This window comes from Bacillus sp. FSL M8-0063 (assembly GCF_038005545.1).
GTDB lineage: Bacteria > Bacillota > Bacilli > Bacillales > Bacillaceae_G > Bacillus_A > Bacillus_A wiedmannii.
In genome coordinates this window covers 3,154,969-3,167,563 of sequence record NZ_JBBOTJ010000001.1, presented here as the reverse complement: position 1 = coordinate 3,167,563, position 12,595 = coordinate 3,154,969, and the positions used below count along the sequence as shown (strand labels likewise).

The window sequence follows — 12,595 nt, the reverse complement described above, 5'->3', positions numbered from 1 at the left end:
TGACCATTATGGAACGTACATAATGGGGAAATCCCGATCCTTAAAGAGGATGCCCCTAATCTTCATGTGAAAATATGATCGGATAAGAAAGCTGACCAATTTATGGTTAGCTTTCTTTTTGTTCAAAAACTATTTCTTCTTTAATTTCTGTTTGCAATAATAAAGCTTTTCCGAAACGACGTTTACATTCCGCACGCACTTTTTCAATGGCTAGTAGCTGAGTAGTGGCGGGAACTGTTACGATAGCTTGGCGTGGTTTTCGATTTTCTTCACAAAAGACACATTCCACAACATATTTAGAAATCATATTTTCATCCTTCCGTTTTTAATTTCTAAGAAGGGATTGTCTATGAAGTTGATGTAAGTTTTCGTCATCGTTTTCCTTTTTTCCTCTTTTTTCAAGGGGAAAATAAAGAAGAAGACGAATAGTAGTAGGGGAGGGATGTATATGGAAAGATGGATAGGTTGTGCAGCAGTATGTGTAAATGAAAGAAATGAAGTTTTAATGGTGTTGCAAGGAAAAGAGGGAGAAGAAAAAAGGTGGTCTGTTCCAAGTGGAGGGCTTGAAAAGGGAGAGACATTAGAAGAATGTTGTATTCGAGAAGTTTGGGAAGAAACAGGTTACAATGTGGAAGTTGTAAATAAAATATACGAAAAAGAAGGTATTACATACGGAGTTCCTGTATACGTTCATTATTATGTCGTTAAAAAAATAGGCGGTAGTATGAAGATTCAAGATCCTGATGAGTTAATACATGAAATTGCTTGGAAAAGGATAGATGAAGTGAAGGAATTAATGCTATCTTTCCCGGAGGATTATGAGATTTTAAATAAATATATAATAAAAAAAGCAAGTGTTTAAACACTTGCTTTTTAATGTATCCATGATAAGAAAAGTGGAACGATAACTAAACTAGCTCCTGCTGTTAAAAGCATAGATAAACTTGCAATAGTTCCTTCTACAGGGCCGATTTCGAATGCTTTTGATGTACCGGTTCCATTTGCGCTCGTGCCTAACATAATGCCTTTTGCGAGCGCTGTTTTAATACGGCATATACGTATGAGAGAAGGTCCAAGTAATGCTCCTGTTAACGCAGTTAAAACAACAAATACAGCCGTTAATTCTGACATACCACCGATCATTTCTGAAATGGCCATTGCAATTGGTGTCGTTACAATATGAGGTGCTAAACTATGTTCTAGCGATGAATCAATTTGAAAATAATTTGCTAGTAGGGCTGAAGTAATAACTGATAAAAACGAGCCGACAATGACATTAAGTAAGATAGCTATTCCGTGTTTCTTGAGTAAATCAAAGTATTTATAGATTGGCCATGCAAAAGCGACTGTTGCAGGCTTTAATAATTCTGTTAACCATTGACCACCTGTTTCATATGTTTCATAAGGTGTGTCTAGTCCGAGTAATAAAGCAATTAAAATAATAGGGCAGACGAGAAGAGGAGAAAGTAAGCTCCAGTTCCAGCGTTGATACATTTTCTTCGATATCCAATATGTGAATAGTGTTAATAGTAAACAAAGAAAGCCGATCATTGTGTTGATCCTTTCCGCTTTAGTAGCAATTCTGTTAGGAGTCCTGTAGCGAGAGTGACACAAAGTGTACTAATCATAATAATTAAAATGAGATCGATTCCATATTGTGATAGTGTATCTTTGTAGCGTATGACAGCGACTGCAGAAGGAATGAAAAATAAAATAAGTTCTTTTAATAAAAAGTCTGCTCCGTCCTGTATCCACTCTTTTTTCACTAGGTTAAATTTTAATGAAATTAACAATAAAAAAATACCGATTATACTTCCTGGAACTGGGAGGTGTGCCTGTTTTGCAATCCATTCACCTGTCCAAGCGAAACAAAATAATAATAAAATTTGTCCGCTTAATTTCCACCATTTCATACAGTACCCACCTCTTTCTTTTTTTACATAAAAATTGTAAAAAAGAATTAACAATTTCTACTATACGTTCATTCGAAAAATTTGTCTAATATATAAATTATATGTTATTAATATATTAGATGTATTAATTGAAAGTGAAAAGGGTGTCCAAAATGGAATTACGGCATTTGCAATATTTTGTTGTAGTGGCAGAGGAGTTACACTTTGGACGAGCAGCTGCTCGTTTACAAATGACACAACCACCGCTAAGTCAACAAATTCAGCAATTAGAAAAAGAAATGGGAGTTATGTTATTTTCAAGAACGAAGAGAAAAGTTGAATTAACAGAAGCTGGAGAAATGTTTTTAAAAGAAGTAAAAAAAGCGTTCGAACAAATTGATAAAGCAGTAGAAGTTGCACAAAGTGCCCAAAGGGGAGAAGTGGGCTCACTTTCAATTGGTTTTGTAGGTGCGGCGATATATGATATTTTACCATCTATCGTAAGGGAGTATAGAAAGAAATTTCCGAGAGTGTCTGTTGCATTACATGAACTGTCAACACCGGATCAGGTGCATGCACTTCACGATAACCGTATTGATATTGGCTTTTTGCGTCCGCCAATTCCAACGCAATTACTAGAGTTAGAACCAATTCAAAAGCTTTCTTGTACGCTATGTTTACCGAAGGCACATCCACTTGCTGAAAAGGATGAAATACATATTGAAGATTTAAGAGACGAACCGTTCGTATTTATTACGAGACCGGTCTGGCCAGCGTTATACGATACAATTTTATCACTTTGCCGCGACGTAGGGTTTAGTCCACACATTGTACAAGAAGCAACGGAATATCAAACAGTTATGGGACTTGTAGCAGCAGGAATCGGAATTACGGTCATACCTGTATCGGCAAATAAATTGTATAAAACAGAAGTCGTATATAAAGAGTTATGTGATTCTAATTTTGTTGCAGAAATGTCAGTAGCTTATAAAAAAATGAATAGCAATCCAGAGCTTTTAGAGTTTTTAAAAATTGCAAGAGAGAAGAAAAGAATAGAAGTTGAGGATGAGATTAATTAAGTTATTCAAAAGTACACCTCATTAAACACTAAAGCGGAAATGCAATAGTATTGCATTTCCGCTTTAGTGTTCTTTTTTTAGCTCTATACTAAAGAGATAAACATGTTCGTTTTCTTTCAAGAGTATATCAATACCTGAATCTTCATCAATTGTAGGGACGCTTACAGTTTCTTTACTTGTTTGGATGACCGCTGCTAAAATTGTTTTTTGATTGTATTTTAAGTTTTTAGTAGATTGGATTGTAGTAGTTGCAGAACTATTTATGCCTAGGAGAGCGTCTTGAGGGACAAGCGTTGAACCACCGTCAATATTAATATACCATTGACCTTTTTCTTGTACATCTTTATCGAAATGGAAATATGGTGCTATGAAAGAAAGTCTTATTTTCTTTTCTAAAAAATGTGATGAAGCTATGTTGGTAATTTCTTTCACTTTTTTACCATTTTGATAATATTCAATTGTAGCATGCAACTCATCATTATTATTTTTGAGTGCAACATTATAAAACATTCTATTTCCTGCTCCTATAGGAGTCATTTGTAGAATTTCAGATTGCTCTTTTGTTAACTTATATGGTTTAACAGAGGCTACTTCATTATCATTCAGTGGGCTACAACTTGTGAAAAATAATAAAAACAAGATTGATAGTAATTTTATACGCATGCAATCCTCTCTTTTTTACAATTATATTCTGAATATTCTTTTTTACCATTTTATTTTCTAGGACTAAAGACTTAGAACAAATTCAGATTGTAGTGCGATGTTTAAAATGTCATATTTTTATACACTAGTAGTATAGAATGAGTATGGTATGAAGTGAGGTAGGGGAAGAACATATGTCTTTATGTCAGTTAGTGAGAAAAAATATAAGAACATTTGCTGCCAAAAGGATGAAGCAATTCATGTGGGTTGCTATGAGTACTATGATTTTATTTTTTATGATATCGCTCCAATTTAATGAAGTAATTGTTGGGGAATTAGGGACTACACTTTTATTTCAAATGTGTTTTTACACGCTGTTTCTTATATTCATTTTTATATGTATTTTTACTACATATAAAATAATGTTTTCTCTTCTGCAAGTGAGGAAAGAGGAAATTAAATCTTATGTAGTAGAGAATAGGAACGTACTATGTTTATTATGTCAGGAGCAATTATTCATTTATGGCGCAGCGTTTGTTTTTGGATTAGTGAATGGGATGTTATTTTTGAAATTATTTACGATTATCTTTATGAAAATAGCAGGAATACAAGGGATAAATAGCGCACCGATTACAATATATGCAATAGTAGTTGTTAGTATAATTATGATCGTTATCGTCCTATTATCGATGATGCAATGTTTTCGATTTGTTCAAAGTTTACAAGATGAAAATTCATTTTAATTCAAGGGAAAGGCATGAGAAATCATGCCTTTTCCTATTTTACACATAAAAATAATCATGTTACAGTGTAAAGACCTGACAAAGAATGGGAAGGAAAGGTTGTATAGTATGACAAATGAACAATCAATTGTAAAGGTTGAGCGGTTAACGAAGCGAATCGGTTCAAAGACACTTGTAGAAAATATTAGTTTCGAAGTTAAAAAGGGTGAAGTAGTTGGTTTGCTCGGACCAAATGGTGCTGGAAAAACGACTTTAATGAGAATGATGGTCGGCATGATTCGTATGACAGAGGGAGAAGTTTGGATTGACGGCCAATCTGTAAAACAGCAATTTGAAAGTACGGCTTCGAAAATTGGAGCAGTAATTGAGGCACCGGAATTTTATCCATTTTTGAGCGGCTATGAAAATTTAACATATTTTGGACGGATGAATGGCAATGTGACAGAAAAACGTATCGATGAAGTAGTGAAATTGTTAGGAATGGGACAAGTAATTGACCGTAAAGTAAAAGCATATTCACTCGGCATGAGACAACGTTTAGGAATTGCTCAAGCGCTTATTCACGATCCAGATGTATTGATATTAGATGAACCAACGAATGGATTAGACCCTAGTGGAATACATGAAATGAGAATGTACATAAAGAAAATTGCACATGAACAAGGAAAAGCGGTACTTGTATCTAGTCACTTACTTTCAGAAGTTGAATTAATGTGTGACAGAGTTATCATTATTCAGCACGGAGAATATGTGGCGACGCAAAATATTCAGCATAATCAAAGCGAAGAGATGGAGACAATCCGTATACGTGTAGATGATGCGAATAAAGCAGCAGAAATGTTAGACCAAGATGTTTTAATAAAAGGTAATGAACTACTTATTACTGTAAAAGATGAAGAAATCCCAAATGTTATTCGTACATTGCTTGAGAAAAATATTCAAGTGTATCGTGTATATGAAGAAAGAAAAACGTTAGAAGAGCAATTTTTAGAATTAACAGGGGGAAAAGATATTGTTTAATTTAGTGTATAACGAACTGTATAAAATATTTAAGCGAAAGCGAACGATTATTCCCTTTGCAGTTATTGCAGTATTAATAATTGGATTAGGATGGGTTACGGTAAAGTATTTAGAACCGGAAACAAAAGGATGGAAAGCCGATTATACAGAACGAACTGTAGAAATTGAGAAAAAGCTAGGCATGAAAAAAGAAGCTATTTTAGCGGAACGATCTGGGGACGAGCTTGTAAAGGAATATCAGCTTAAGATGAAGCATTTAGATACAGATACAGCACCGGCAAGCAGTTCTCCGCTTTCTTTCATGAGAGATACAGGTTTTATCGTATTTCCAATATTGCTCCCATTTATCCTCGTGTATGCAAGTACAATTTTTGCGAATGAATATAGCTGGGGAACATATAAATTTTTAACGATACGACCAGCGAGTCGATTTAAAATTTTGACAGCTAAATTTTTAGCAATTGTGATATTTGCAGCGTTATTGTTTATATTTAATATGATTTTCTCCACTTTATGTGGACTTGTTATTTATAAATTCCAACAGCCTGCATGGAGCGAGCTTATTTTCCAAGATGGAAATATTATAAAACAAAATATTTTTGTGGAAGCTAGTAAGTATTATATTTTATCGTGGTTGCCGACCATTGTGTACGCAGCGTTTGCATTTATGATTTCTGTATTAACAAGATCTAGTGGAGGCGCGATTGGTATTTCACTATTTCTTGCTTTATCAGGAAATATTGCATTATTAGCAGCAACTAGATATGATTGGGCGAAATATTTATTGCCAGCAAACACAGATTTATACAGTATTTCAAAGAATGGAAGTTTTATTGATGGAGTAACATTCCCATTTGCTTCATGTATGTTATTACTATATTTATTTGTATTTTTAAGCATTTCCTATACAGTATTTTTAAAACGCGATTTAACTTAAAAAAAGGAGCCGTTAAGTATTTCTTAACGGCTCTTTTTTATGCAAATTGTTTAAGTGCTTTTTCAGCTAACAAAGCGAAGTATTCTGCACTTATAGGTAATGCTTGCTCATCTACTGTAAAAGCTGGATGATGCCATTCATGTGTACCACTCGTTCCCATAAAAACGAATGAACCAGGTATTTCTTGTTGATAAAAAGAAAAATCTTCTCCGGCCATCGACGGGGTAGGAGAGATAATATTTAAATTCATTTTTTCAGCAACTTGAGAGGATAAGTTTGTTAAAGATGTATCGTTCTGAACAGCAGGAGGACCTGCATAAAAACGAAATTCTGTTTTTACACCTAATGCATCAGAAACCCCTTGAATAATACGTTTCATGAGAGCTGGAATCTTTTCACGTGTTTCAGTTTGGAATGTACGTACAGTTCCTTCCAGCGTTGCTTTTTCAGGAATTACGTTCCACGTATTTCCTGAATGGATGTTTGTGACACTGACGACGGCATTATGTGAAGAGCTTATATTTCGGCTTACAATTGTTTGGAGTGCCATCACGATTTGAGAGGACGCGACAATAGGGTCTACCCCAGCATCTGGTACAGCTGCATGTGTACCAACTCCGTGAATTTCAATTTCAAATCGATCGACCCCGGCCATCAGTGGACCATCTTTAATACCGATTGTACCTACTGGTAAATCAGGTTTATTATGCATACCGAAAATAGCTTGCACGCCATGTAAATGCCCGGCTTCAATTACTTTGCAAGCACCATTGCTACTTTCTTCAGCTGGTTGGAATATAAAGCGTACAGTTCCGCTAAGAGAAGATTCTTTTTCTTTTAATAAATAAGCGGCACCTATAATAGCAGCTGTATGAAAATCATGCCCACAAGCATGCATTTTACCGGGAATTTTTGAAGCGTACGGTAAATTTGTTTCTTCTTGAATAGGAAGAGGGCATCAATATCAGCACGGATTGCTATAATTGGTCCGCTATTATTCCCTGAAATTTCAGCAATAACGCCTGTTTCTAAACTAGAATTTATAATCGTAATGTTTTTCTCTTCTAACCAATTTTTTATAGTCTTCGTCGTTTCAAATTCTTCGTATGATAATTCTGGATGCTCATGTAAATTTCGACGAATAGAAATTAGCATCTCAGTTAATTGCTCTAGATTTGCTGCCACGTATAATGCCTTCTTTCTTAAATAAAGTATTTACATTAAGTATACAATAAGAAAAGAGAGGATTCTCAAATGAAAATCCTCTCTCGTTTTATGCTGCCAATTTTTTGTGTGTATGATGTTTACGATAACGTCCACGCATTGCATAGGCAATTTGCGGGATTGCAATACCGATTAAAATAAGTGATACACCGATCCATTGTGAAGATAGCACCGCTTCTTTTAAAACGAATACAGACATAATTGTTGTAACTGGTAGTTCTGCTGCACCAAGAATAGTCGCTAAGCCAGAACCGATCTTTGGAATACCGATTGTAAAGGCGATAGAAGGAATAACGATACTAAATGTTCCTAATCCTAAACCGTATTTCCAAAGTCCTTCAGAAATTGCACCGCTAAAAATAAATGTTGGCGGGAATACGATCATTACTAAAGTTAAAGCGCCAGTCATTAAGAGAACACCGCGCGGTAATGAAGGTACTTCAACAGCAACTTTTCCGCTCACGAAAATGTATGTTGCGAATGTAACAGCAGATAATAAACCTAGTATGATTCCAGTCATATCGAAATCACCTGCTGATTTCTCTAGTAAACCACTTGATAAAAATGTACCTGCAAGTAAGAAAATAACGGAAATAACCTTTTCTCTTGAAGGTAATGTTTTTGTTACGACTGCTTCAATAATAATTCCGACCCAAACGAATTGGAATAAAAGTATAATTGCAATAGATGCTGGTACAGTTTTTAATGAAGCATAATAAAAAATTCCAGTAAAACTTGCAGATGTACCTGCAACGAATAAAATTAACGCTTGTTTTAATGGAACACGATGTCTAGAAAATAGAAGAGTAATAGCAAGCAAAATAATCCAACCGAACAAATATTGGCTGCCAATTACCTCTCCAAGTGAAAATCCGTCTGCATAGGCAAGTTTAACGAAAATAGCTAAAATCCCATAACTACACGCTCCTAATAAAACTAAAAGAGAATAACGAAGCATGAAAAATTCCTCCCATCTATATGAAATTGTTCCTAACGGACATATATAACTAGAGGGAAGTATACAAAATTAAAAATGAAGGGTCAAATAAAAGAAAAGTATGACATTTTATAGAATAATAATAAAAGTATGATATTTATGCATAATCTTGAAATTAGTAATAATAAAAGTATTGTAAAATCAGCTTCGTATTGTATAAAGACAGCATTTGAAAAAAATATTTTTTAGGGAGATAGAAGGGTAGTCCATTATAGTGTGCTAATCATTTGAGAAACTATGTTACCTTTGTTATGTTAATAACAATTAGAGAAGTTTCGTAGTCCAATTGAGATTGTTCTATATAATAGAAGGAAATGAAAACGTTTTATTAGAAACTGTTTGTAAGGGGAGTTTTTCTTATTATCACGTTGTTAAAGTGAGTTCACGAATTGTTCATAGTATTTTTATGTGTTTTTGCTACAATATGTAAGGAGAGGAGTGGAATCATGCAAGATATTAGTATTTTTTTAGCGTTTGGCGCTGGATTTTTATCATTTATTTCCCCATGTTGCTTACCGCTTTATCCGGCATTTTTATCGTACATAACAGGTATGTCGGTTTCTGAGTTGAAAGAAGAAAATGCAATGCTTCGTAAAAGAAGTATGATACATACAGCGTTTTTCTTACTTGGATTTTCAATTATATTTATTGCAATTGGGTTTGGTACAAGTTTTATTGGAGGCATCTTTACAAATTATAAAGATTTAATTAGACAGTTAGGTGGTATATTTATCATCGTGTTCGGTCTTATTATTGTCGGTGTGTTTAAGCCGAAGTTTTTAATGCAAGACCGTAAATTTACGTTTAAAAATCGTCCGAGTGGCTATTTTGGATCCGTTCTAATTGGATTGGCCTTTGCTGCAGGGTGGACGCCTTGTACTGGACCTATTTTAGTGTCTGTCATTGGATTAGCAGCAACAAATCCAGAATCAGCAATGATTTATATGATAGCATACATACTTGGGTTTGCTATCCCATTTTTCGTGCTATCATTCTTTATTACGAAAATGTCTTGGATTAAAAGAAATAGTATGAAATTCATGAAAATCGGGGGATACGTTATGATTGTCATGGGTATCTTCCTATATTTTAACTGGATGACGAAAATTATCGTATATTTCTCAAGTTTATTTGGTGGTTTTACCGGTTTTTAGTATTATTCTGTGAAAATGTTGGAAATACTAACGGAAAAGCATATAATGAAAGTATATTTTGCATATAGCCACAAAAAAGGATGAGAAAATATGAACATAGTTGTTTTATCCAGTATCGTTGCTGTTTGTATGGCTGTTGGTGCGATGTTTATTCGTTTAAAAGCAGCTAAGAAACCGGCAACATTGAAAAAAATTATACTTCCACCATTTTTTATGAGCACGGGAGCGTTGATGTTTGTTTTTCCTGAATTTCGATTAACTCCAGCAGAAATGTTAGAAGCAATTGGCGTCGGTTTGTTTTTCTCTATTTTTCTTATTAAAACATCTAAATTTGAAATTAGAGGACAAGAGATTTATTTGAAGCGTTCAAAAGCATTTGTTTTTATATTAATTGGATTACTTGTCGTGCGAATTGTATTTAAAACATACTTAAGTCAGTCTCTTGATTTAGGACAACTTAGTGGCATGTTCTTCTTACTGGCGTTCGCGATGATTGTGTCATGGAGAATTGCTATGTACCGTTCCTTTACGAAATTACAGAAGGAAATGGAAAAAGAAGATGGTTTTTATAATGAAAAAGATATGAAGCTAACTTGAAAACGTTATATGTATAAAATAAAAAGGACAGCGTCAAAGGCGCTGTCCTTTTTATTGAAAATAATGTGAAGTTACTTTGCGAGTAAAGATTTATAGTTAGAATAATCAATCTCTTTTTCTTGTAGTTTTTTTACTAAAAATTTATGATCACGTTTCGGTGTAGCAATAATATATCCTTTAATAATTAAATCTTGTGTAATTTGAGAGGCTTTCTCTTGTAATGCCAGTTCTCCGATTTTGCCAGCAATTTTTGATTTAGCAACATCGCGAAATAGTTCTGGAACAGGACTTACGAGCTCTTCTAACAATTGTTTTTGTTCTTCATCCCATAAATGTCTAGTTTTATTAATATAGTGCTCTTCCCAATCTAAAATGGACATACCATCTTCTTTAGGTAATCGTTTTAGGAATTTTCTGAACATAAAGTATCCACCGATAGACATAAGTCCTAATAAAATAACAGTCCATAGCACTATGAACCAACTGAACCATCCTTCGAGCAAGCTTATCCCCCCTTAATGATTGCGGTTTTCTTTTATTCATATTATAAACAGTGATATTCATAGAAAGCAAGAACGCTTGGTCATTTTGACCAAGCGTTATCATTTAAACAAAGTATAGTTGTTCAACACATAAATTATTATTATCATCTTCTACATATTCAATGATTAATGTGCCAACTTTACGATCTTTATCTTCAGTTGTGAAAATAGAGTAAGAAGTAAAACGTGCTGTTGATAGGCCGCTTATATGTGTAGGTAAAGAAATGTAGTCGTTATCGCGGAAGAATTCCATCAGTTCAATATCTTCAAATTCTTTTCGATCAACTTGTTTGTTTGTATAGCGGCGTTGAAGTTGTTTTAAAGACTCATTCCAAGAAATTGCTTTTGTATCGTATACCATTGTTCTATCTCCTTACTGTATGTAATCATTAAGAACATACGTTCTAAACTAGTATACTCTTTTTATTAGAAAAGGGAAAGCAAAAAATAATGTAAGCTTGGATTTCCAAGCTTACATTATTGATGCGTCCGTCATAATCTCTATTTTTATTATAAGTTAGATAAGAATAAGAAACAAGATGATATATATTCCGTTGGTAGTTTTTAAAATTCTGTATATTATAGATATAATAAAATGCAAGGGAATGAGAGGAATGGCATATGTAATTTCACTCCAAGGACCGATGGCAGGCGGAAAAACAACATTGGCTAAAAGGTTAGAGAGATGTGGGCTTTCAGTTATATATGAAAATCCATATCCAATTGTAGAAAAGCGAAAACAATTAAATTTGGATATGAATTCAAAAGAAGGATTTATAATAAATCAAAAAATGTTTATGGAAGCAAAAATAAAGGAGTTTCAAAATGTGAAAGATTCAGTCGTGATTTTTGATCGCGGACCAGAAGATATTGAATTTTATACACTCTTTTATCCGAAAGTGATAGGGAAAGAGTGGGATATAGAAACAGAATTAAAAGATGAATTGTATAAATTAAGAGAATGCTGTTCGGATGCAATTTTTTATTTAGATGTTTCGAAAGAAAATTTATATGATAGAAAAAATAATGACGGGGCAAGAAATCGAAGTACATTCGAAGAACAATTTAAATTAGTAGAAACTGAAAAAGAATGGTATAAACAATTTCCTGTAACTTATGTGGACACGAATACATTAACAGTGGATGAGTTAGAAGCATATTTTATGGGCTGGTTAAAGGAGAAAGGACTATGAAAAAAATATTATTATTCGTATACCCAACATTTGCGGAGTTTGAAATAACAGTAGCAACAGCATTGCTGAAAAAGAAATATGAAATCATTACTGCGGGCTTAACAAAAGAGTTGATTATAAGTGAAACAGGCTTGCAAGTACAACCGCATATAGAATTAAGTGAAGTGGGTGTAGATGAATATGAGGGGATTATCATTCCAGGGGGAGACGCAGTACATATGAAAGACGCAGATATTCTCTTTTCAGTCATTCGCCAATTTTCTGAAAAAGAAAAATTAGTAGCTGCGATTTGTGCTGGACCGTATGCGTTAGCAAGAGCAGGTTTATTTAAAGGGATTTCTTATACAGCGACTATAGATTATCAAAAGTTAGATTGTTTTCCAGTAGAAAATTTTGTGTATGAAGAAGTTGTGCGACACTCAAATATTATTACAGCACAGGGGCATGCATTTGTACCATTCGGAATAGCAGTTGCCTCTTATTTTGGAGTAGCGAACGAACATAATATAAATTTTTACGGTGGTAAGGGCAATATGATGATGGAGAAACTTTTACATGAGAATGTGTAAAAGCTA

At 33.9% G+C, this 12,595-nt stretch carries 17 protein-coding genes and 1 pseudogene; 10 read left to right on the top strand and 8 right to left on the bottom strand.

Annotated features, from left to right (window positions below):
* Positions 1-106: 106 nt before the first annotated feature.
* Positions 107-307, bottom strand: coding sequence for a DUF3903 domain-containing protein (locus MKX31_RS15945; protein WP_000624205.1), 201 nt, complete (start codon positions 305-307; stop codon positions 107-109).
* 141 nt (positions 308-448) lie between these two features.
* On the opposite strand from MKX31_RS15945, the gene MKX31_RS15940 reads away from it, so the two are divergent.
* On the top strand, positions 449-862 hold the full coding sequence (locus MKX31_RS15940) for an NUDIX hydrolase (RefSeq protein ID WP_088047016.1): 414 nt from the start codon (positions 449-451) through the stop codon (positions 860-862).
* Positions 863-873: 11 nt separating this feature from the next.
* On the opposite strand, the gene MKX31_RS15935 is transcribed toward MKX31_RS15940, so the two are convergent.
* Both MKX31_RS15935 and MKX31_RS15930 read right to left on the bottom strand, forming a co-directional pair.
* On the bottom strand, positions 874-1,551 hold the full coding sequence (locus MKX31_RS15935; RefSeq protein ID WP_048565873.1) for an LrgB family protein: 678 nt from the start codon (positions 1,549-1,551) through the stop codon (positions 874-876).
* The gene (locus tag MKX31_RS15930; RefSeq protein WP_000872362.1) at positions 1,548-1,913 is read right to left on the bottom strand and encodes a CidA/LrgA family holin-like protein; all 366 of its coding nucleotides are present in this window, start codon (positions 1,911-1,913) and stop codon (positions 1,548-1,550) included. Before MKX31_RS15930 ends, MKX31_RS15935 begins: the two co-directional genes overlap by 4 nt.
* Before the next feature lie 152 nt (positions 1,914-2,065).
* Here MKX31_RS15930 and alsR point away from each other — a divergent pair, with 152 nt between their 5' ends.
* Entirely contained in the window at positions 2,066-2,971 is a 906-nt protein-coding gene (gene alsR, locus MKX31_RS15925) for an acetoin biosynthesis transcriptional regulator AlsR (protein WP_098103267.1), read from the top strand.
* A gap of 63 nt (positions 2,972-3,034) precedes the next feature.
* On the opposite strand, the gene MKX31_RS15920 is transcribed toward alsR, so the two are convergent.
* On the bottom strand, positions 3,035-3,634 hold the full coding sequence (locus tag MKX31_RS15920; protein WP_064477016.1) for a hypothetical protein: 600 nt from the start codon (positions 3,632-3,634) through the stop codon (positions 3,035-3,037).
* Positions 3,635-3,807: 173 nt separating this feature from the next.
* Here MKX31_RS15920 and MKX31_RS15915 point away from each other — a divergent pair, with 173 nt between their 5' ends.
* The 3 genes from MKX31_RS15915 (at position 3,808) to MKX31_RS15905 (ending at position 6,313) form a co-directional block, all read left to right on the top strand.
* Positions 3,808-4,356 carry a hypothetical protein gene (locus tag MKX31_RS15915; RefSeq protein ID WP_064477015.1) on the top strand — a complete coding sequence of 183 codons (549 nt, stop codon included), beginning with the start codon at positions 3,808-3,810 and terminating at the stop codon, positions 4,354-4,356.
* A 108-nt stretch (positions 4,357-4,464) separates the two neighbouring features.
* On the top strand, positions 4,465-5,376 hold the full coding sequence (locus tag MKX31_RS15910) for an ABC transporter ATP-binding protein (RefSeq protein ID WP_142315368.1): 912 nt from the start codon (positions 4,465-4,467) through the stop codon (positions 5,374-5,376).
* Complete coding sequence (locus MKX31_RS15905; RefSeq protein ID WP_000482782.1) at positions 5,369-6,313, top strand: ABC transporter permease; 945 nt, start codon at positions 5,369-5,371, stop codon at positions 6,311-6,313. The genes MKX31_RS15910 and MKX31_RS15905 overlap by 8 nt, the downstream gene beginning before the upstream one ends.
* 37 nt (positions 6,314-6,350) lie before the next feature.
* Here MKX31_RS15905 and MKX31_RS15900 read toward each other — a convergent pair.
* Both MKX31_RS15900 and MKX31_RS15895 read right to left on the bottom strand, forming a co-directional pair.
* A pseudogene (locus MKX31_RS15900) lies at positions 6,351-7,468 on the bottom strand (M20 peptidase aminoacylase family protein).
* Between the two features lie 118 nt (positions 7,469-7,586).
* Positions 7,587-8,495 carry an EamA family transporter gene (locus tag MKX31_RS15895; protein WP_000947017.1) on the bottom strand — a complete coding sequence of 303 codons (909 nt, stop codon included), beginning with the start codon at positions 8,493-8,495 and terminating at the stop codon, positions 7,587-7,589.
* A gap of 325 nt (positions 8,496-8,820) precedes the next feature.
* Between MKX31_RS15895 and MKX31_RS15890 the strand changes: the two genes are divergently transcribed.
* The 3 genes from MKX31_RS15890 to MKX31_RS15880 all read left to right on the top strand — a co-directional run bounded on the left by MKX31_RS15890 (position 8,821) and on the right by MKX31_RS15880 (position 10,285).
* Complete coding sequence (locus tag MKX31_RS15890; RefSeq protein WP_087944407.1) at positions 8,821-8,964, top strand: peptidase T; 144 nt, start codon at positions 8,821-8,823, stop codon at positions 8,962-8,964.
* A gap of 16 nt (positions 8,965-8,980) precedes the next feature.
* Positions 8,981-9,688 (top strand): cytochrome c-type biogenesis protein CcdA, encoded by a 708-nt coding sequence (gene ccdA / locus MKX31_RS15885; RefSeq protein WP_001152684.1) that lies wholly within the window; start codon positions 8,981-8,983, stop codon positions 9,686-9,688.
* Positions 9,689-9,778: 90 nt separating this feature from the next.
* Positions 9,779-10,285: a CcdC family protein gene (locus MKX31_RS15880; RefSeq protein ID WP_001028637.1), complete on the top strand. Its 507-nt coding sequence runs from the start codon at positions 9,779-9,781 to the stop codon at positions 10,283-10,285.
* 71 nt (positions 10,286-10,356) lie between these two features.
* Here the strand turns inward: MKX31_RS15880 and MKX31_RS15875 are convergent, their stop codons facing one another.
* Complete coding sequence (locus MKX31_RS15875; protein WP_000889390.1) at positions 10,357-10,788, bottom strand: DUF2621 domain-containing protein; 432 nt, start codon at positions 10,786-10,788, stop codon at positions 10,357-10,359.
* Positions 10,789-10,891: 103 nt separating this feature from the next.
* Positions 10,892-11,188: a hypothetical protein gene (locus MKX31_RS15870; RefSeq protein WP_000262403.1), complete on the bottom strand. Its 297-nt coding sequence runs from the start codon at positions 11,186-11,188 to the stop codon at positions 10,892-10,894.
* Between the two features lie 244 nt (positions 11,189-11,432).
* On the opposite strand from MKX31_RS15870, the gene MKX31_RS15865 reads away from it, so the two are divergent.
* Positions 11,433-12,020 carry an AAA family ATPase gene (locus MKX31_RS15865; protein WP_064477011.1) on the top strand — a complete coding sequence of 196 codons (588 nt, stop codon included), beginning with the start codon at positions 11,433-11,435 and terminating at the stop codon, positions 12,018-12,020.
* The gene (locus tag MKX31_RS15860) at positions 12,017-12,589 is read left to right on the top strand and encodes a DJ-1/PfpI family protein (protein ID WP_064477010.1); all 573 of its coding nucleotides are present in this window, start codon (positions 12,017-12,019) and stop codon (positions 12,587-12,589) included. Before MKX31_RS15865 ends, MKX31_RS15860 begins: the two co-directional genes overlap by 4 nt.
* Positions 12,590-12,595 lie beyond the last annotated feature (6 nt).